Source organism: Sphingobium sp. AP50, from assembly GCF_900109095.1.
Taxonomy (GTDB): Bacteria; Pseudomonadota; Alphaproteobacteria; order Sphingomonadales; family Sphingomonadaceae; genus Sphingobium.
Genome location: NZ_FNYZ01000008.1, coordinates 128,293 through 146,812, shown reverse-complemented (window position 1 = coordinate 146,812; position 18,520 = coordinate 128,293). Strand labels below are relative to the sequence as shown.

Annotated in this window: 18 protein-coding genes; 12 read left to right on the top strand and 6 right to left on the bottom strand. The window is 63.3% G+C overall.

Annotated features, from left to right (window positions below):
* Positions 1–82: 82 nt before the first annotated feature.
* The 6 genes from BMY84_RS14730 to BMY84_RS14705 all read left to right on the top strand — a co-directional run bounded on the left by BMY84_RS14730 (position 83) and on the right by BMY84_RS14705 (position 6,080).
* Positions 83–565, top strand: a complete 483-nt coding sequence (locus BMY84_RS14730; protein WP_093084825.1) for a UPF0262 family protein — start codon at positions 83–85, stop codon at positions 563–565.
* 13 nt (positions 566–578) lie between these two features.
* Positions 579–1,262 carry a GH25 family lysozyme gene (locus BMY84_RS14725; protein ID WP_371262423.1) on the top strand — a complete coding sequence of 228 codons (684 nt, stop codon included), beginning with the start codon at positions 579–581 and terminating at the stop codon, positions 1,260–1,262.
* Positions 1,262–1,720, top strand: coding sequence for a cytidine deaminase (locus BMY84_RS14720; protein ID WP_093084823.1), 459 nt, complete (start codon positions 1,262–1,264; stop codon positions 1,718–1,720). Before BMY84_RS14725 ends, BMY84_RS14720 begins: the two co-directional genes overlap by 1 nt.
* Before the next feature lie 5 nt (positions 1,721–1,725).
* Positions 1,726–2,280 carry a dCTP deaminase gene (dcd, locus tag BMY84_RS14715; protein WP_093019718.1) on the top strand — a complete coding sequence of 185 codons (555 nt, stop codon included), beginning with the start codon at positions 1,726–1,728 and terminating at the stop codon, positions 2,278–2,280.
* Positions 2,281–2,296: 16 nt separating this feature from the next.
* Entirely contained in the window at positions 2,297–3,070 is a 774-nt protein-coding gene (locus BMY84_RS14710) for a metallophosphoesterase (protein ID WP_093084822.1), read from the top strand.
* Positions 3,071–3,251: 181 nt separating this feature from the next.
* The gene (locus BMY84_RS14705) at positions 3,252–6,080 is read left to right on the top strand and encodes a TonB-dependent receptor (protein ID WP_093084820.1); all 2,829 of its coding nucleotides are present in this window, start codon (positions 3,252–3,254) and stop codon (positions 6,078–6,080) included.
* Positions 6,081–6,173: 93 nt separating this feature from the next.
* Here BMY84_RS14705 and BMY84_RS14700 read toward each other — a convergent pair whose 3' ends face one another.
* The 3 genes from BMY84_RS14700 to BMY84_RS14690 all read right to left on the bottom strand — a co-directional run bounded on the left by BMY84_RS14700 (position 6,174) and on the right by BMY84_RS14690 (position 8,827).
* A complete protein-coding gene (locus tag BMY84_RS14700) occupies positions 6,174–6,782 on the bottom strand; it encodes a methyl-accepting chemotaxis protein (RefSeq protein ID WP_093084819.1) in 609 nt (202 codons plus the stop codon).
* A 162-nt stretch (positions 6,783–6,944) separates the two neighbouring features.
* Complete coding sequence (gene ctrA, locus BMY84_RS14695) at positions 6,945–7,652, bottom strand: response regulator transcription factor CtrA (RefSeq protein ID WP_056682290.1); 708 nt, start codon at positions 7,650–7,652, stop codon at positions 6,945–6,947.
* A gap of 281 nt (positions 7,653–7,933) precedes the next feature.
* Positions 7,934–8,827 carry a LysR family transcriptional regulator gene (locus tag BMY84_RS14690; protein ID WP_093084817.1) on the bottom strand — a complete coding sequence of 298 codons (894 nt, stop codon included), beginning with the start codon at positions 8,825–8,827 and terminating at the stop codon, positions 7,934–7,936.
* A gap of 106 nt (positions 8,828–8,933) precedes the next feature.
* Between BMY84_RS14690 and BMY84_RS14685 the strand changes: the two genes are divergently transcribed.
* Together BMY84_RS14685 and wrbA are read left to right on the top strand one after the other, a co-directional pair.
* Complete coding sequence (locus tag BMY84_RS14685) at positions 8,934–9,653, top strand: pirin family protein (protein ID WP_093084816.1); 720 nt, start codon at positions 8,934–8,936, stop codon at positions 9,651–9,653.
* Positions 9,654–9,755: 102 nt separating this feature from the next.
* The gene (wrbA, locus tag BMY84_RS14680) at positions 9,756–10,355 is read left to right on the top strand and encodes an NAD(P)H:quinone oxidoreductase (RefSeq protein ID WP_093084814.1); all 600 of its coding nucleotides are present in this window, start codon (positions 9,756–9,758) and stop codon (positions 10,353–10,355) included.
* A gap of 292 nt (positions 10,356–10,647) precedes the next feature.
* On the opposite strand, the gene BMY84_RS14675 is transcribed toward wrbA, so the two are convergent.
* Positions 10,648–10,833, bottom strand: coding sequence for a hypothetical protein (locus BMY84_RS14675; protein ID WP_004212193.1), 186 nt, complete (start codon positions 10,831–10,833; stop codon positions 10,648–10,650).
* Between the two features lie 172 nt (positions 10,834–11,005).
* Here BMY84_RS14675 and BMY84_RS14670 point away from each other — a divergent pair, with 172 nt between their 5' ends.
* Both BMY84_RS14670 and BMY84_RS14665 read left to right on the top strand, forming a co-directional pair.
* Positions 11,006–11,461, top strand: a complete 456-nt coding sequence (locus BMY84_RS14670; RefSeq protein WP_093084813.1) for a carboxymuconolactone decarboxylase family protein — start codon at positions 11,006–11,008, stop codon at positions 11,459–11,461.
* Positions 11,461–12,321 carry a sigma-70 family RNA polymerase sigma factor gene (locus BMY84_RS14665; protein WP_093084811.1) on the top strand — a complete coding sequence of 287 codons (861 nt, stop codon included), beginning with the start codon at positions 11,461–11,463 and terminating at the stop codon, positions 12,319–12,321. The genes BMY84_RS14670 and BMY84_RS14665 overlap by 1 nt, the downstream gene beginning before the upstream one ends.
* Positions 12,322–12,572: 251 nt before the next feature.
* Here the strand turns inward: BMY84_RS14665 and BMY84_RS14660 are convergent, their stop codons facing one another.
* Entirely contained in the window at positions 12,573–13,523 is a 951-nt protein-coding gene (locus BMY84_RS14660; protein ID WP_093084810.1) for an acyltransferase family protein, read from the bottom strand.
* A 67-nt stretch (positions 13,524–13,590) separates the two neighbouring features.
* Here BMY84_RS14660 and BMY84_RS14655 point away from each other — a divergent pair, with 67 nt between their 5' ends.
* Both BMY84_RS14655 and arfB read left to right on the top strand, forming a co-directional pair.
* Complete coding sequence (locus tag BMY84_RS14655; RefSeq protein ID WP_093084808.1) at positions 13,591–14,268, top strand: RluA family pseudouridine synthase; 678 nt, start codon at positions 13,591–13,593, stop codon at positions 14,266–14,268.
* Positions 14,255–14,659 carry an alternative ribosome rescue aminoacyl-tRNA hydrolase ArfB gene (gene arfB / locus BMY84_RS14650; protein ID WP_093084807.1) on the top strand — a complete coding sequence of 135 codons (405 nt, stop codon included), beginning with the start codon at positions 14,255–14,257 and terminating at the stop codon, positions 14,657–14,659. The genes BMY84_RS14655 and arfB overlap by 14 nt, the downstream gene beginning before the upstream one ends.
* Before the next feature lie 184 nt (positions 14,660–14,843).
* Here arfB and putA read toward each other — a convergent pair whose 3' ends face one another.
* Complete coding sequence (gene putA, locus BMY84_RS14645; RefSeq protein WP_093084805.1) at positions 14,844–18,443, bottom strand: trifunctional transcriptional regulator/proline dehydrogenase/L-glutamate gamma-semialdehyde dehydrogenase; 3,600 nt, start codon at positions 18,441–18,443, stop codon at positions 14,844–14,846.
* Positions 18,444–18,520: the final 77 nt, after the last annotated feature.

Below are 18,520 nucleotides of genomic sequence, written 5' to 3'. Positions count from 1 at the left end.
GCAAGGGGCTACATCCACGCATCTGTGGATAAGTCCCGCTTGCATTTCGGCGCGCGCCGCCGCACTGACTGTTCGCTTGCATATGGCCGATCCGCGCATCATAGACATCCAGCTGGACCAGCGCACGATCCTGTGGCGCAATGCCGACGTGGAGCAGGAACGGCGCATCGCCATCTTCGACCTGCTGGAGGATAATCACTTCGCGCCGCAGCGCGAGCATGGCGACGGCTATGCCGGCCCCTATAAGGTCATGCTTCGGGTCGAGGAAGGCCGGCTGGTGATCGAGATCAACCGGGAGGATGACAGCCCGCTGGAGGCGATCATCCTGGGTCTGGGCCGGTTCCGGCGGCCGATCCGTGACTATTTCGCCATCTGCGACAGCTATTATCAGGCGATCAGCAACGCCTCCCCCCAACAGATCGAGACGGTCGACATGGCCCGCCGCGCCATCCACAATGATGCGGCGGAGGTGCTGAAGGAGCGGCTGGAGGGGAAGATCGACGTGGATTTCGACACGGCGCGGCGGCTGTTCACGCTGATCTGCGTGCTGCATATCAAGGGGTAAGACGATCAGGGTTGTGACTTTGGGGGGCCTGCTGTTCCGGATCGGGGCGGCATTGGCGGTGGTCGCGGCGCTGGCGGTGGCGCTGTGGCTCTATGCGCGCGGCTGGGCGCCGGCGCGCGACCAATATCCCGTGCAGGGCGTGTCGATCAGCGCCGACAATGGCCCGGTCGAATGGGGCACTCTGGCCGCGCAAGGGGCGGACCTGGCCTATCTGCGCGCGGCTGACGCCGGTGGCAGGCGCGATCCGGCCTTCGCCGCCAACTGGCGCGGCGTGCGCGCCGTCGGCATGCGTTATGGCGCGATGATCGACTTCAGCCTGTGCCGACAGCCGAGCGATCAGGCGACCAGCTTCATGACCACGGTGCCGCGTGACAATGCCGCCCTGCCCCCGGTCATCCGCATGGACTTCACACCGGGCTGCCAGGCACGCCCCGGCCGCGACCAATTGCTGTCCGACCTCAACACGCTGATCAATCTGGTGGAGAGCCATGCGGGCAAGCCGGCCCTTCTCAACGTCAGCGAGGATTTCGACAAGGCCTATGATATCGGCTCCGGCATCAACCGGACGCTGTGGCTGGACGGCAATTTCTTCCCGCCCGATTATGCGACCAAGCCCTGGGTGATGTGGACAGCCAGCGATATGCGGCATATCGACGGCGTCAATGGTCCGGTCCGTTGGAATGTGGTGGCACCCTGATGCAAGATGAACAGCAAGTTGGACAGTTGATCGCCGCCGCACGCGCCGCGATGGCCAACGCCCATGCCCCCTATAGCCGCTTTGCCGTGGGGGCGGCGGTGCGGCTGACCGACGGCAGCATCGTCACCGGCTGCAATTTCGAAAATGCCAGCTATGGCCTGTCGCTCTGCGCCGAAACGGTCGCGCTCGCCACGGTCAATGCGCAGGGTCGTTTCGAAGACGTAACGGAAATCGCGGTGGTCGGCGGCGCGATGGATGCCGCCGAAGAGGCGCTCGTCACCCCCTGCGGCCGGTGCCGCCAGATCATGAACGAAGCGGAACAGATGGCCGGGCGGACGCTTGCCATCTATTGCGCCACGCCCAGCGGCGACCGCGTGCTCGACCTGCGCGTCGCCGATCTCCTTCCCCATGCTTTTGGTCCTGCGGACCTGGGCATTGGCCCCATGAAAAAGAGCTGAAACCCATGGCCATTCTTTCCGACAAATGGATTCGCGAACAGGCGCAGACAACCGGCATGATCGAGCCGTTCGTGGAAAGCCAGCGGCGTGAGGGGTGCATCAGCTACGGCCTGTCCTCCTATGGCTATGACGCGCGGGTGGCGGACGAGTTCAAAATCTTCACCAATGTCGACAGCACCATCGTCGACCCCAAGGATTTCGATCCCAAGAATTTCGTCGATCGCAAGACCGACTGCTGCATCATCCCGCCCAACAGCTTCGCGCTGGCCCGCACGGTCGAATATTTCCGGGTGCCGCGCGACGTGCTGGTCATCTGCCTTGGCAAATCCACCTATGCCCGCTGCGGCATCATCGTGAACGTCACGCCGCTGGAGCCGGGCTGGGAGGGCCATGTGACGCTGGAATTTTCCAATACCACGCCGCTGCCTGCCAAGATCTACGCCAATGAAGGGGCCTGTCAGTTCCTGTTCCTTCAGGGCAATGAGCCGTGCGAGGTCAGCTATGCAGACCGCGCGGGCAAATATATGGGGCAGCAAGGGGTGACACTCCCCCGCCTGTGATGCGAAACTGCGCGCCATGAATTTCTGGCGTTTCGGCAAGCAGGAGGACAAACCGTCCATCGATCGCCCGCCGCCCAGCGTGGGCGCGGACAGGCGCGTCTATGCCATCGGCGACGTGCATGGACGGCTCGACCTGCTGGAGGAATTGCTGCGCCTGATCGCGATAGACGATCGGGTGCGTGGGCCGATGGCGCCCAATCTGGTGCTGCTCGGCGACTTGATCGATCGCGGCCCCGCCTCACGCGAGATCGTGGAGCGGGTGAAGACGATGATGGCGGTGGGTGATGCCGTGCACTGCGTCAAGGGCAATCATGAGGAACTGTTCATCCTCGCTGCGCGCGGCGATGAGCGCATCCTGCCCACCTTTCGCCGGGCCGGCGGCGCGCAAACGTTGACCAGCTATGGCCTTGCCCCGTTGCACTTTGACAGCATGACCGATGCGGAACTGACCGTCTGGATGCTCAATCATGTGCCGCGCGCGCATGTCGACTTCCTCGACGCCCTGCCTGACAGCATCGCGATCGGCGACTATCTGTTCGTGCATGCCGGCATCCGGCCGGGCGTGCCGATCGCGCAGCAACAGTCTGCCGACCTGCGCTGGGTCCGACGCCTTTTTCTGGACCATGAAGGCGCGCATCCGATGATGATCGTCCACGGCCACAGCATCACGCCGGAGGTGGATGAACGTTCCAACCGTATCGGCATCGACACCGGGGCCTATTTTTCCGGCCGCCTGACCGCCATCGGTCTGGAAGGGACCGACCGCTGGTTTTTGCAGACCGGCGCCTGATCCACCGCAGCGCAGCATCTCTGACAGGGCAGCAATATAGCCACCGCTCGCCACCATTTCTCATAATCTTATCAGCAGTATTTTATGTCTCAAAGATGACATATGAAGTAGCGGAATGTCGCAATTGCTTCGTCTGGGGTAATTGAGCGGCTTGAGCGCCGCCAGATCAGGGGAACTGACAATGCGTATACGCCACGTCATGGCGGGGACAGCCCTCGCCATCTGCCTTGCTTCGCCTACGCAACTTCTCGCAGCTGCAAAAACCGATGCAGCGATGAGCCAGCGGCACAAGTTCGACATTGAGGTTCAGCCATTGAGCGGCGCGCTGCGCCAGCTATCGACCCAGTCGGGCGTGCGTATCCTCTTCCCCTATGACGAAGTGGCCACGGTCCGCAGCCGCAGCATTCAGGGCTGGATGTCGACCCAGGCGGCGCTCGACCGGCTGCTGGCCGGCACCGATCTCAAATCCTCGGAAGCAGGCGCAGGGGTCATCGCCCTCGCTGCCCCAGCCAACCGCAGCGCAGCCCGCCGCGGCCCTTTGGCGCTCCAGTTCGCCCAGGCCAGCCTGCCCGGCGCAAGCGCTGAAGGCATGACGATGGCACCTGCGCCTGAGCCGGTGGAAGACGCCACCCCGATCATCGTCACCGGCACCCGCACCACCACCCGCACCGTGGCGGAGAGCCTTGCGCCGATCGACGTGCTGGGCGCCAAGGATCTGGAAACGAGCGGCAAGCAGTCGGTACGCGACCTGCTCGGCACGCTGGTTCCCTCGATCAACGTATCGAACAACGGTGCCGGCGCCAGTTGGGCCGTGCGCACCCTGTCGCTGCGCGGCCTGGGCGGTGATCAGTTGCTGGTGCTGGTAAACGGCAAGCGTCGTCATAATACCGCCACCCTGTTCATCAATGGCAGCGTGCAGAACGGCCAGTCGCCGCCGGACCTGGACCTGATCGCCGGCAATGCGATCCAGCGGATCGAAGTGCTGCGCGACGGCGCGTCGGCGCAATATGGGTCCGACGCGATCGCCGGCGTGGTCAATATCATCCTGAAGAATGACACGTCCGGCGGCGCCGCGCTGACCATGGGCAGCACGGCCGACAATGGCGGCTGGCAGGCCCGCTGGCAGATCGACAATGGCTTCGCACTGGGCCAGGATGGTGGCTATATCCACCTGTCTGGCGACGGGGTTCTTCAGGAAAATACGATAACCAAGAGCAGCCCGATCACCGGGCAATTTTATCCGACAGGGGATTCCCGCAACGATAATCCCGATCGCATCCGCGCCAAATATGGCCAGCCTCAGGTCATCGGTGGCAATTTTGGCTATGATGCCATGCTGCCGGTGGGCGACAGTCTGGAGCTTTATAGCTTCGGCACTTATTCCAAGCGCCATGCGGCTGGCTGGCTGACCTACCGTACGCCGCAAGCCGCCAACAACATCATCTCCATCTATCCGGAAGGCTATATTCCGCGCATCCATGTCTATGACGAGGATTTCCAGTTCGCGGGCGGCCTGCGCGGCGAAGTGGGCGGCGGCGTGCATTTCGACCTCAGCACCAGCTATGGGCAGGACGAGGTCAAATATTCGCAGACGACATCGCTCAACCCATCGCTTGGCACAGCAAGCCCAACCCATTTCTACCTCGGCAAGCTGCGCTTTGACGAATGGGTCAGCAATCTGGACCTCAGCAAGGAGTTCGACATCGGCCTTGCAGGGCCGCTCTCGGTCGCGGTGGGCGGCGAGTATAAGAAGAACAAGTTCGTCATCAGCCCCGGCGATTCTGTTTCCTACGAAAATGGCGGCTATATCTTCCCCGTCGGCGGCTGGCGCGGCGGCACCTATGCCAGCGGCATCGGATCGCAAGGCGTGATCGGCTTCACCCCCGAAGGATCGGGAAGCTGGAGCCGCGACAACTGGAGCGCCTACGCCAATATCGAGGGCAAGATCATCGAGGGCGTCGAATTCGGCCTGGCCGGACGGCATGAGGATTATTCCGACTTCGGCACCACCGATACGGGCAAGGCATCGTTGCGCATCGAGCCGGTCAGGGGCATAGCGATCCGCGGAACGGCCAGCACCGGCTTCCGCGCGCCCACCCTCCAGCAGCAGCATTATAACTCGTCCAGCACGATCGGCGTCGTCATCGACGGCGTCAGCCAGTTGCGCCCGGTGGTCGCGCTGCCGGTCGACAGTGCCGCAGCACAAGCGCTCGGTGCCGTGGCGCTCAAACCGGAAAAATCGACCAACTTCTCGGCAGGCCTGGTCCTGACGCCCCTGCCCAACTTCAACCTCACCGTCGACGCCTATCAGGTCAAGGTGAAGGACCGCATCCTGCTCAGCGGCACGCTGTCGGGCACGACGGTCGTCGATATCCTGAACGCCAATGGCTATGCTGGCAATTATGGCGCGCTCATCTTCTCGAACGCAGCCGACACCCGAACCCGCGGTCTGGATATCGTCGCCACGCATCGCGCCAATCTGGGCAGCCTCGGCAATCTGACGAGTTCGCTGTCTGCCAATTTCAACAAGACGATCTTCACCCATATCGATCCCCCGCCAACGGGTGGCAGCGGCGTATCCTTCGTCGCGCGCGACCGGCAGGGTGATCTGAGCGAAGGCACCCCGCGCAACAAGTTCATCGCCAATTTCCTGTGGGAAACCGGCCAGTTCAATGCCAATCTGCGCGCCACCCGCTATGGCAAGGTCACGCAGCGTGCGGCGTCTCCCGTGCTCCATACAGCTGATTGGGTGTCCTGCACGACGTTGTCGACGACCTGCACGTCGGGCTATGCCGACGAAGAACTGAAGCCAAAGACCATCCTCGATCTCGAACTGGGATATAAGCTGGCCAAGGGCGTCAAGCTGTCGATCGGCGCCAACAATCTGCTCAACACCTATCCCAACAAGTTGAAGCCAGTAAACCGGCTGGCGGGCAGCCTGTATAATGCCTACGCGCCCTATGGGATCAGCGGCGGCTTCTATTATGGCCGGTTCAATCTGGAATTCTGACGACATTATGGATCAGGCGCAGAGCAATCCGCACCTGACGAAATCGTAAAAATGGATGAGGCCGACGGTATCCCGTCGGCCTTTTTCCTATCGTCAGACGGCCGCGTTGACCATCGCGCGGGCGCGATCAGTTGCTGATCGCGTATCGCCAGCCAATTTCTTCACCTCGGCCGCGACCACCGCAAATCCGCGACCGGCCTCGCCTGCTCGTGCAGCCTCGATCGTGGCATTGAGCGCAAGCAGGTTGGTCTGGTTCGCGATCACGCCGATGCCATCGACGATGTCGACCAGCCCATCGACCATAGTCTTGAGTTCTGCCCGCAGCGTCTTGGACGGCGTCGTATCGGTCGCGATCTTCAATATGCGTTGCACCCGCCCCTGGGCGTCGAACACGGGATTATAGGTTGCCTGTAGCCAGACTTCGCGACCGTCCCGGCCCAGCCGTCGATATTCGCCCGCGTCGAAGTCACCCATGCCCAGCTTGCGCCAGAATTCGGAATAGGTGTGACTACGCGCATACGTTTCGTCACAGAATATCCGGTGATGCCGACCGACGACCTCGTCCAGTCGATAGCCCATGACGTCCAGGAACAGGTCATTGGCCCACAGGATGATGCCCGTGGGGTCGAATTCGATCACCGCCTGTGAACGGCAGATCGCATCCCACGCAGCTTCCAGACTGTGATGTGCGGCTTGGCCCATGAACGCATATGCTCCTTTGTCATGGCAGTAGCGCGCAACTGGTAAACGGGCCTTTAAGACCATTTTTGCATTTTACATATTTGCGACGGAACGCAGCATAAGGAAAAGGCCGGCATCCTTGCGGACGACCGGCCTTTCCACCCCCTCGAATATCTATGGAAATCAGGCGACCTTGGCCTGCTCCTCAAGAATTTCGTCCGGATCGCGCAGCACATAGCCACGGCCCCAGACCGTCTCGATATAATTGTCACCGCTGCACGCCAGCGCCAGCTTCTTGCGCAGCTTGCAGATGAACACGTCGATGATCTTGAGTTCAGGCTCGTCCATACCGCCATAAAGGTGGTTCAGGAACATTTCCTTGGTCAGCGTCGTGCCCTTGCGGAGCGAAAGCAGCTCCAGCATCGCATATTCCTTGCCGGTCAGGTGAACGCGGTTGCCGTCCACTTCCACGGTCTTGGCGTCCAGGTTGACCGACAGCTTGCCGGTGCGGATGACCGACTGGCTATGCCCCTTGGACCGGCGCACCACGGCGTGGATGCGCGCGATCAGTTCTTCGCGGTGGAAAGGCTTGGTCACATAGTCATCGGCGCCAAAGCCGAAGGAGCGGACCTTGCTGTCCATCTCACTAATGCCCGACAGGATCAGGACCGGCGTCTGCACCTTGGCCGCGCGCAGCTTCTTGAGCACGTCATAGCCATGCATGTCCGGCAGGTTCAGGTCGAGACAGATGATGTCATAATCATAGAGCTTACCCAGATCGAGGCCTTCCTCGCCCAGATCGGTCGTATAGACGTTGAACCCCTCGGTCGTGAGCATAAGCTCGATCGCCTTGGCCGTGGTCGGTTCGTCCTCAATCAGCAGCACGCGCATGTGAAGCCCCTTTGTGTCGCAGGTCCCGTTCACCCCACCAGAACGGCTTCTGCTCCAATTCATTAACCAAAAAACTTCTGAAGGACAAAGGTTAATTTTTCGCTAACCGGCAGAAATCCGCGAGTCGTGGCAAAACGAATCTATTTACAAAGAGTTGAAGCCGAAACGCCCTACCCTGAGTCAAGCTGGATTCACCTGCGAAACGAAAGGTTCGGTCGACCATTTGAGCCAACCGGGGTAATCGCCCTGGCAACCCTTTTCAGCCAGGTTGACGAGTTGGGTTAACAGCCATGATGCCTGGTCAGGAAGTCCAGCAGCGCATCGACCCGCGCAGGACGCAGACGCGATGGCGGGGTAACGAGGTGCAGACCGAAGGGCGCTGGCCGCCAGTCGACCAGCACCTCCTCCACCTCTCCCTTCGCCAGTGCATCGCCGATGATGAAATCGGGCAGGCGCGCAATGCCTACACCCAGCCGCAGCGCAGGCAGCATCGCCTCCCCGCTGTTCACCGTGATGCGGCTGCGCACCTGAACTACCACATTCTGCTGCCCCGGCCCGGAAAAGCGCCAGACGTCAGGCGTGGCCACGTTGGAATAGCAAAGGCAATCATGCGTGCCGAGGTCGGAGGGATGCTGCGGCCGCCCCCGTGCGTCGAGATAGGCTGGGGCCGCGATGGTATGCATCGTCACATCAGCCAGCCGACGGGCGCGGAGCGAACTGTCGGGCATGTCCGCGATGCGGATGGTGGCGTCCAGCCCCATCTCCACAATGTCTATCTTGGCGTCCGACAGATGCAGGTCGACATCGACCAGCGGATGTTCTTTCGTGAATTGCGCGATTAGCGGCGCGACCCGGAGCAGGCCAAAGGTCATCGGCGCGCCCAGGCGCACCACGCCGGACAGGTCCGCCGTCTCGTCCCGCGCCGCCTCTTCCGCCGCCTGCCCTTCGACCAATATCCGCTGGGCATGATCGGCCAGCCGCTTGCCGCTTTCCGTCAGCGCCAGACGGCGGCTGGTGCGGTTGAACAGGCTGGTGTCCAGATGCTCCTCCAGCCGGGTCACAGCCTTGGACACGGTCGCCTTGGACACGCTGAGCGCCTTGGCCGCGTCAGTGAAGCTGCGATGCTCCACCACGGCGGCGAACATCGCCCATGCTTCAAAGTCAGGTAGTCGCATTGGGAAACAATCCGTTTCAAAGCTGCCGGTTTAAGAAACGACACTGATGGCTAGATTGTCGGAAAGCAAGCGGAAGCCTCTGCCTCCGCAACGAAAGGCATTTAGTATGACCACGACCACCGCGAGCCGCATCGAGCGCCGCCCGTTCGCGTCGCTGGGCCATGCCGACCATGGCTGGCTCAACGCACGCCATCATTTTTCCTTCGCCGACTATTATGATGAAGAGCGCATGCACTGGGGCGCGATCCGGGTGTGGAACGATGACGAAATCGGTCCGCGTTCGGGCTTTCCGCCGCACCCGCACAGCGACATGGAAATCCTCACCTATGTCCGCACCGGCGCGATCACCCACCAGGACAGTCTGGGCAACAAGGGTCGTACGGAAGCAGGCGACGTTCAGGTGATGTCGGCGGGCACCGGGATCCGCCACGCCGAATATAATCTGGAGGACGAAACCACCACCCTGTTCCAGATCTGGGTCATTCCCCGCGCCCGCGGCGGTCAGCCCAGCTGGGGCGCCAAGCCTTTCCCGAAGGGCGATCGTTCCGGCAAGCTGGTCGTGCTGGCCAGCGGCTATGATGATGACAGGGAAGCGCTACGCATCCGCGCCGATGCCCGCCTGCTGGGCGGCACGATCCGGGCGGGCGAGAGCGTGACTTATGAAAGCGGCGAAGGACGTCATCTCTATCTCGTCCCGGCGACTGGCCGGATCGAGATTGATGGCCAGCCCTTTGAAGCCCGCGACGGCGCAGCCATTATCGGCGGCGCGCCCATCACCATCACCGCGATCGAGGATGCCGAGATCGTTCTGGTGGATAGTATCTGACCCCCTTGGCTCGCCCATCCCCTGGGGCGAGCCGGGCCGCCTGCATCCCCCTCATGCAGGCGGCCACCCCCTCTTCTCAGCTTTCAGGTAAGGAGACTTTTCATGGCTAAGGTTCTGGTTCTCTATTATTCCTCCTACGGTCATATCGAGACGATGGCGAATGCCGTGGCCGAAGGCGCCGCCGCTGTCGGCGCGACCGTCGATATCAAGCGCGTGCCTGAAACCGCGCCGCTGGAAGTCGCGAAGGCCGCGCATTTCAAGCTGGATCAGGAAGCGCCCATCGCCGCCGTCGCGGATCTGGCCGACTATGACGCGATCATCGTGGGCACCGGCACGCGCTTTGGCCGCATGTCCAGCCAGATGGCGTCCTTCCTCGACCAGGCCGGTGGCCTGTGGGCGCGCGGCGCGCTGAACGGCAAGGTCGGCGGCGCCTTTACCTCGACCGCGTCGCAGCATGGCGGGCAGGAAGTCACGCTCTTCTCGATCATCACCAACCTGCTGCATTTCGGCATGACCATCGTCGGCCTCGACTATGGCTTTGCAGGGCAGATGGGCGTGGACAAGGTACGCGGCGGATCGCCCTATGGCGCCACCACGCTGGCCGATGGCGACGGCAGCCGCCAGCCGAGCGAGGAAGAACTGGACGGCGCGCGCTATCAGGGCCGTCGTATCGCGGAAACTGCGATCAAGCTGCACGGTTGATCGCCTCTGGCGACGTCTGATGAATGCAGCGTGCCGAAAAGCCCTTGGGTCGCATCAAGGCTTTGAGAAACGCAGCAAGGGCTGGCGCATCGGGACTATGCGCCAGCCCTTTTTATGGGCGTGGATCAGGGATGGCGGCGCGAGGCGCGCTTAGAGTCTGTTTGAAAAATGCGCGGAAGAGCGCATTTTCGATACTGCACCGGCCCGCACCCCCACCCGACCACCCAGACATGGTATCCTGATGGGCGGTCGGGTGGGGGTGCGGGCCGGTGCGGATGCGCCAGAGGCGCCCTTATCCCAACGTCTTGGGCGTGACCCAGACTTCGACCGGGGTGATGAATTTCCCCGGCGCCGGCTTCCCGACGACGACGCGGTCGGCTGTCACCAACTCGCCATTTTCAAGGTTCAGCGACACCCAGGGCTTGGGCATGCGCTCGAACTTCATTTTCTGGATGGGCTGGCCGGTGGCCGTGTTCATGATGGTTGCAATGACTGACATAGGGCGCGGCGGGTAGCCGCCGCCCACGCCCCCTGTCCAGAGCATCGAGGATGTAAATTTTTTTCGCGCGCCAAAAAATAAGGCGGCCCCATGTCACATCCGCCGCGCCTGTCTCGTCATGGTTGCAGAACTTGAGGAAAGGAACTGCATCATGACCGACAAGATCAATCCTTATGCCGCCGCCCCCCAGTTGATGAAGAGCTGGACCGCTCTCTCCACAGCCATCGCCGACAGTCTGGAACCAAGCCTGATCGAACTGGTGAAAATCCGCTCGTCGCAGATCAACGGCTGCGCCAACTGCATCAACATGCACACTTACGAAGCCCGCGCGAAGGGCGAGACGGAACAGCGCATCTACCTGCTCACCGCCTGGCGCGAAGCCCCCTGCTACACTGATCGCGAACGCGCTGCGCTGGCCTGGACCGAGGCGCTGACCGAGATCGCCAAGGGCCACAGCCATGAAGCCGCAAAGGAAGCGCTCAACTGGGAATTTACCGAGGAGGAGCAGGTCAAGCTGACCCTGATGATCAACATCATCAACGGCTGGAACCGGATCGCCGTGGGCTTCAACCTCTGGTATGATATGCCGATGAAGGCAGCGGCCTGATGGAGCGGAGGACGCAGATGGACGCAGCCGAGAGTTTCGACCCGCTGCGTCCCCGGCTGATCCGGGTCGCCTATCGCATGCTGGGGTCGGTCGCCGATGCCGAGGATGTGGTGCAGGAAGCCTTCATCCGCTGGATGGGCGTCGATCGCGGCGATATCCGTGAGCCCGAAGCCTTTCTCCGCCGCACGGTGACGCGCCTCTGCCTCGACCAGCTCAAATCGGCGCGGGTGCAGCGCGAAACCTATGTCGGCCCCTGGCTGCCCGAACCTCTGGTCGAGGAAGAGGATGCGCAGGAGGATGTCACCCTGCCCCTGATGCTGGCGCTGGAGAGGCTTTCGCCGCTGGAGCGCGCCGCCTTCCTGTTGCACGATGTTTTCGGGCTGGGCTTTGAGGAAGTCGCCGTCACTGTCGGCCGCGACACCGCTGCCTGCCGCCAGCTGGCCGCCCGCGCCCGCAGCCATGTCCGCGATGCCCGGCCCCGCTATCAGGTGGAAAAGGCGCGCGGCATGGAAATTGCCGGCGCTTTCTTCGCCGCCTCGCGCAGCGGCGACATGGGCGCATTGGGCGCGCTGCTAGCGCAGGATGTCAGCCTGCACAGCGATGGCGGCGGCAAGCGCCCGGCCGCGATCCGCCCGGCAATCGGCTATGGTCAGGTCATGCAGGTACACAAGGCGCTGGCGGTGCTGTTCGGCAAATATGGATCGACCCTGCTGCGCACCTGCATCATCAACGGCCTGCCCGGCTTCGTCACCCGCGAGGCCGATGGCGAGGTGCAGACCACTGCGCTCGATATCGAGGAGGGCAAGGTCAAGGCCATCTACATCATGCGCAACCCCGACAAGCTGCGGCATCTGCATTGACGGCATGAAGCGGCAGTATCGGCCAGAAGTGGACCTTGTTCTCCCTTCCGCAAGCGGGAGGGTTGATGGGAGGCACGTGACTCCCATCAAGGGGGTGGGCCTGCGCAACGTTGCAAATGCCCACCCCGCTGCGACTAAATTCCCCCGGCTCAAGGCCGGGGTCATTAAGTCTCGCCGCCCCTCCCGCAAGCGGTAGGGGCAACAAAAGCAGACCCTCCACTCTTCACCCCCTCCCCGCCATCAAGTCTCGACTATAGAAAAACCCGCCGCAGCGGCGTTCGCCCGATCAGGTGGTAGGCCGCGAAAGGCAGTACCAACGCCAGCGCCAGCAGCCATGGCTTGCCCAGATAGGGCGTCAGATAGTGGATCACCGCGACATGCAGATACATGATCACCAGCGATGCTCGTCCCAGCGCCGCCAATGGCCCAGCATGGTTCGAAATCCGCGCTGACAGGCGGAAGATCAGCAAGGATGCGGCCACCGCCGCCCCGATCGACAGCAGGGGCGCGCCATAATCCGCGACCTTCATGTTGAGCGTCGGCAACAGGCCGGACAGCCCTGCCCCCGCCAACAGGCCCAGCGGCAGGATCAGGCCATTATGCCAGCGCATCCTTGGCCAGACCGCTCCGACCCACAGCAGCACGAAGGCCATCGGCGCGCTCAGCAGCCCCAGCGGCGACGCCTGCGTCCACCAGCCCAGCGCATAGGCGATCAGCAGCATCGGCAGAAGCAGGACTGCCCAGCGCCGGTCGAGAGGGTGGGGCCATCGGTTGAGCGCCACATTGAACAGGATGCGCGCCACCATGAGGCAGGGCACGAACCAGAAAATCGTGAACGGCCCGCGCAGCCAGAAGCCGCCCAGCAGGATCGGCGCCATATCCTCCGGCCAGCTATGAAAGATCGGCAGATGGCCTTTCAGCCGCTCGATACTCTGGTCGGCGACGATCAGCAGGATCAGGAAAGCGGCATAGGGCCGCATCTGGCTGATCAGTTGCCGCCGGGTGAAGGCCCCCACCGGATGGGCACGCGAAAGCATGCCCGACAGCAGGAAGAAGAGCGGCATGTGAAAGGCATACATGGCGTCGCGCAGCGGTCCGCGCGTCCAGACATGGCCGACCACCACCGCCACTATGCCGATGCCGCGTGCCACATCGACCCAGTCGAGCCGATATGGGGCCTGCTGATGCCCCCTATTCTCCATCGCCCCCACGCCCTATAGGATGCGGCGATTACGTCAATTCTTCCTATATGCGATCGGAACCTCTTCCTTGGCCCTGCTGACCGACCATGTCCTGTTTATCGATGGCGAGGCGCTGATCCTCGACAAGCCCGCCGGCCTGCCGGTGGATGCCCCGCGCGACGGGTCGATCGCGCTGGAAAATCATCTCGCCTCGCTGACCTTCGGGTTCCAGCGCTGGCCGCTGCCGGTGCATCGTCTGGATCGCGACACCAGTGGCTGCCTGCTACTCGCCCGCAATCCCAAGGCGCACAAGCGCTTCGCCGCCGCGTTCGAGGCTGGCACGGTGACGAAACGCTATCTGGCCGTGCTGGAAGGCGTGCCGGCAGAGGATGAAGGCACGATCGAATTGTCGCTGAAGAAAGTCAGCACCGCCGCACAAGGCTGGCGCATGATCGCGGCGAAGGCCGGCAAGCCCGCCGTCACCCATTGGCGCAAGCTGGCGGAGAAGGATGGTCGCGCGCTGATCGCCTTCACCCCGGAAACCGGCCGCACGCACCAGATCCGCGTCCATGCCCAGCATGGGCTGGGCTTCGGCATCGTCGGCGATCCGGTCTATGGTGATGGCAAGGGCGCGATGCTGCTGCACAGCCGCTTCCTGAGCATGCCGCGCGGCGACAAGCCCGCCGCGCAAGCGACGGCGCCCCTGCCCGCCACCTTCGTCGCCGCCGGTTTCGGGCCGGAGATACTGGACGATGCCGGACTTTGATATTCCCGATGATGCGCTGGAGGAGCGCTTCATCACCGGGGGCGGACCCGGCGGGCAGAATGTGAACAAGGTGGCGACCGCAGTGCAACTGCGCGTCAACCTGTTCAAGCTGGGCCTGCCCGTCCATGCCTATCGCAAGATCAAGGAACTGGCGGGATCGCGCCTGACCTCCGCCAATGAGATATTGATTCAGGCCAATCGCTTCCGCACGCAGGAGGCGAACCGGCAGGATGCGCGCGACCGGCTGATGGAGATGATCGCCAAGGCGCATGAACGCGATGCCCGCCGGATCGCGACCAAGCCCGGCAAGGCCGCCAAGGCCCGGCGCGTCGACACCAAGAAAGCGCGCAGTTCGGTGAAGCAGGGACGCGGCAAGGTGCGACTGGATTAGCGCACCTTGCCTTTAATCTGAACCGTTCGTGCTGAGTAGGGGCTGAGCTTGTCGAAGACCCGTATCGAAGCATTGCGCGACCCTTCGATACGCCATTTCGACTTCGCTCAATGGCTACTCAGGACGAACGGATGTGGGTCTGATTAAAGGTGCGATACTCTAGCGCAACCTTGCCGGTGGCGCATTAACCGATCATCATCAGGCTGGCATTGCCGCCGGCCGCCGTGGTGTTCACCGATGTCGACTGTTCCTCCAGCAGCCAGTCGAGGCAATAGCCATGGCCATGATCGTCGGCATGGACCGACACGATCGGGCCGGGCAGATCGGCGACGCATTGGGTGGTCGCGGCGATCTTGGCGGCGTCCCCTTCCACCAGCGCGGCGGCATAATGGTCGGCTGTCTTGTGGGTGAAGCAGGCGGCGACTTCGGCAGGCAGATCGTCTGGCAAGGTCATGCCCTGCACCACGCCCTGATTGCCCGTCGCCAGGATCGCCGCCATCTGACGATAAAGGCCCTGATGGGTCGCCGGGCGCAACAGGATGCGGCCGCGCGGATGCAGGGCATAAAGGTTGCGTTCCCCCACCGGGCCGGGCAGCGCAATCTCGACACCCAGCGCGGATGCGTCCCCCGTGCGGCGGGCCTGCGCCGCCGCCTCTGTGTCACCCCGCGCATCGAGCCAGTCGGCAAAGGCATGGAGCGGCGATCGCAAATGGCTGACCCGCGCGGCGAAGACCGGCGGGGTCGCGACCAGACGGCCCAGATAAAGCGGCCCACCCGCCTTGGGGCCGGTGCCCGACAGGCCGCAGCCACCAAAAGGCTGTACGCCGACGATCGCGCCGATGACATTGCGGTTCACATAGACATTGCCCACCTTCACCCGACTGGTGACGCGGGCGACGGTCTCGTCGAGGCGGGTATGCAGGCCGAAGGTCAGGCCATAGCCGGTGGCGTTGATCTGGTCGACCAGCGCATCCAGACGCTCACGCCGGAAACGCAGCACATGCAGGACGGGACCGAAAACTTCACGATCCAGATCGGCGATCGATTCAATCTCGATGATCGTCGGCGCGACGAAGGTGCCGTGGGCGGCTTCGGCGGGCAATATGCTCTGTTCGACCTTGCGGCCCAGTGCCGCCATGGCATCGATATGTGTGTTGATGCCGTCACGGGCTTCTGCGGAGATGACCGGGCCGATGTCGACCTTCAGCGCGTCGGTACGGCCGATCCACAATTCCGCCAGCGCGCCCTTCAGCATCATGAGCGTGCGGTCGGCCACATCTTCCTGCAAGCACAGGATGCGGAGCGCCGAACAACGCTGACCCGCGCTGTCGAAAGCGGAGGCGATGACGTCGGCAACCACCTGTTCGGCGAGCGCGGAGGAATCCACGATCATCGCATTCTGGCCGCCGGTTTCGGCGATCAACGGGATGGGACGGCCCGATGGCGACAAGCGCGTGGCAAGCTGGCGCTGGATCAGCCGGGCGACTTCGGTCGATCCTGTGAACATCACCGCCGCCGTTTGCGGCGCCGCGACCAGCGCCGCGCCGATGCGACCATCGCCGGGCAGCAGTTGCAGCGCATCGGCCGGGACGCCGGCTTCATGCAGCAGGCGCACCGCTTCGGCCGCGATCAGCGGGGTTTCCTCAGCGGGCTTGGCCAGTACCGGATTGCCCGCAACCAGTGCAGCGGCGACCTGCCCGGTGAAGATGGCAAGTGGGAAGTTCCACGGACTGATGCAGGTGACGGGGCCAAGCGCGATCTGCGCCGGGCCGAAGGTCGTGCGGGCCTGCGCCGCATAATAGCGCAGAAAATCGATCGCCTCGCGCACTTCGGCGATGGCGTTGGGCAGCGACTTGCCGGCTTCGCGGACGACGAGGCCGAGCAGGATCGGCATGCGCGCCTGCATTGCGTCGGCCGCGCGATCCAGCGCCGCGGCGCGATCCGCGACCGGGCTGTTGACCCAGAGCGATGCGGCGGCACGGATGGCGGCGGCGCGGGCTTCTTCGACCGAGGCTTCGGTGACGCGGCCGACCACGTCGCGATGATCGGCGGGATTGAACACGGTGCGCGACGGCCCCGTCGCACCTTCGGGCGCGGCGGTCCAGCCGATCGCGGCGCTTTCCCGCAGCGCTGCGCTCAGGCTGGCAAGGGCATCTTCGTTGCTAAGGTCGATCCCGTCGGAATTGCGCCGTTCGGGATAGAGACTGGCGGGCAGCGCAATCTGATCATGGCGATGGCCGGGATGGGCCATGGCGCGCACCACATCGACCGGATCGGCGATCATCTCCTCGATCGACACTTCGGGGTCGGCGATGCGATTGACGAAGCTGCTGTTCGCGCCATTTTCCAGCAGGCGGCGAACCAGATAGGCCAGCAGCGTTTCGTGCGTGCCGACCGGCGCATAGATGCGACAGGGGCGGTCCAGCTTGCCCACGCCGACGACCTGTTCATAGAGCGGCTCGCCCATGCCGTGGAGGCACTGAAATTCATATTTGCCGATGGTGAAGTCCGGCCCGGCAAGCTGATAGATGGTCGCCAGCGTCTGCGCATTATGCGTCGCGAATTGCGGGAAGACGGCGTCGGGCGCGGCCAGCAGCTTCTGCGCGCAGGCGACATAGGCGACGTCGGTATGGACCTTGCGGGTATAGACCGGGAAGTCGGCAAGCCCATCGACCTGCGCCCGCTTGATCTCCGCGTCCCAATAGGCGCCCTTGACCAGCCGCACCATGATGCGGCGGTCGGCGCGACGGGCGAGGTCGATGATCCAGTCGATGACGAAGGGGCAGCGCTTACCATAGCCCTGCACCACGAAGCCAAGGCCGTTCCAGCCCGCCAGATCGGGATCGGTGGCGAGGCTTTCCAGCAGATCGAGCGAGAGTTCGAGCCGGTCGGCCTCCTCCGCATCGATATTGAGGCCGATATCATAGCCTTTGGATAGCAGCGCCAGTTTCTTCACGGCGGGCAGCAATTCGCGCATGACCCGATCGGCCTGCGCGCGGACATAGCGGGGATGGAGCGCCGATAATTTGATCGAGATGCCGGGACCGGCATAGATGCCGCGTCCGGCCGATGCCTTGCCGATGGCGTGGATCGCCTGCTCATAATCGGCATAATAGCGTTTCGCGTCGGCGGCCGTGGTGGCCGCCTCGCCCAGCATGTCGTAGCTGTAGGCAAAGCCCTTGGCTTCCAGCTCCTTCGCGCGCTTGAGCGCTTCCTTGATCGTCTCGCCGGTGACGAACTGTTCGCCCATCATCCGCATGGCGAGGTCGACACCGCGGCGGATGACCGGTTCACCAGCGCGGGCGACGAGGCGGGTGAGCGCCGCGCCAAGGCCGCGATCATCGACGCTGCCGACGAGCTTGCCGGTGACCACCAGTCCCCAGGTGGCGGCATTGACGAACAGCGACTTGTCCCCGCCCAGATGCGAGCCCCAGTCGCCATCGGCGATCTTGTCGCGGATCAGCGCGTCGCGCGTGGCGGTGTCGGGGATGCGCAGCAGCGCTTCGGCCAGACACATCAGCGCCACGCCCTCCTGACTGGACAGCGCATATTCCTGCACCAGTCCCTCGACGCCGGTGCCCTTGTGATTGGCGCGCAGCGTGGTGACGAGTGTCCGGGCGGTGTCGGCAATCGCGGCCTTCGTCTCTGCCGGCAGGGTCGCAGCGGCGATCAGGGGGGCGAGCGCCTCGGCTTCGTCCCGGCGATAGGCGGCGGTGATCGCCTGACGCAGCGGGGTAGGCTGGCGGATGGCGGGGGCGAAGCTGGCGAATGGCTGGTCGGTCATACGCCATGAATAACCCGGATCAGCTTTTCGTTCCGTCTTATGAAGGCACCGGATATGGACGGAGTGACTTATTAAAA

Coding starts and splice junctions, on each gene's coding strand:
- BMY84_RS14730 (WP_093084825.1), top strand. CDS start 83: ATGGCCGATCCGCGCATCATAGACATCCAGCTGGACCAGCGCACGATC.
- BMY84_RS14720 (WP_093084823.1), top strand. CDS start 1,262: ATGCAAGATGAACAGCAAGTTGGACAGTTGATCGCCGCCGCACGCGCC.
- dcd (WP_093019718.1), top strand. CDS start 1,726: ATGGCCATTCTTTCCGACAAATGGATTCGCGAACAGGCGCAGACAACC.
- BMY84_RS14710 (WP_093084822.1), top strand. CDS start 2,297: ATGAATTTCTGGCGTTTCGGCAAGCAGGAGGACAAACCGTCCATCGAT.
- BMY84_RS14705 (WP_093084820.1), top strand. CDS start 3,252: ATGCGTATACGCCACGTCATGGCGGGGACAGCCCTCGCCATCTGCCTT.
- BMY84_RS14700 (WP_093084819.1), bottom strand. CDS start 6,782: ATGGGCCAAGCCGCACATCACAGTCTGGAAGCTGCGTGGGATGCGATC.
- ctrA (WP_056682290.1), bottom strand. CDS start 7,652: ATGCGCGTGCTGCTGATTGAGGACGAACCGACCACGGCCAAGGCGATC.
- BMY84_RS14690 (WP_093084817.1), bottom strand. CDS start 8,827: ATGCGACTACCTGACTTTGAAGCATGGGCGATGTTCGCCGCCGTGGTG.
- BMY84_RS14685 (WP_093084816.1), top strand. CDS start 8,934: ATGACCACGACCACCGCGAGCCGCATCGAGCGCCGCCCGTTCGCGTCG.
- wrbA (WP_093084814.1), top strand. CDS start 9,756: ATGGCTAAGGTTCTGGTTCTCTATTATTCCTCCTACGGTCATATCGAG.
- BMY84_RS14675 (WP_004212193.1), bottom strand. CDS start 10,833: ATGAACACGGCCACCGGCCAGCCCATCCAGAAAATGAAGTTCGAGCGC.
- BMY84_RS14670 (WP_093084813.1), top strand. CDS start 11,006: ATGACCGACAAGATCAATCCTTATGCCGCCGCCCCCCAGTTGATGAAG.
- BMY84_RS14665 (WP_093084811.1), top strand. CDS start 11,461: ATGGAGCGGAGGACGCAGATGGACGCAGCCGAGAGTTTCGACCCGCTG.
- BMY84_RS14660 (WP_093084810.1), bottom strand. CDS start 13,523: ATGGAGAATAGGGGGCATCAGCAGGCCCCATATCGGCTCGACTGGGTC.
- arfB (WP_093084807.1), top strand. CDS start 14,255: ATGCCGGACTTTGATATTCCCGATGATGCGCTGGAGGAGCGCTTCATC.
- putA (WP_093084805.1), bottom strand. CDS start 18,443: ATGACCGACCAGCCATTCGCCAGCTTCGCCCCCGCCATCCGCCAGCCT.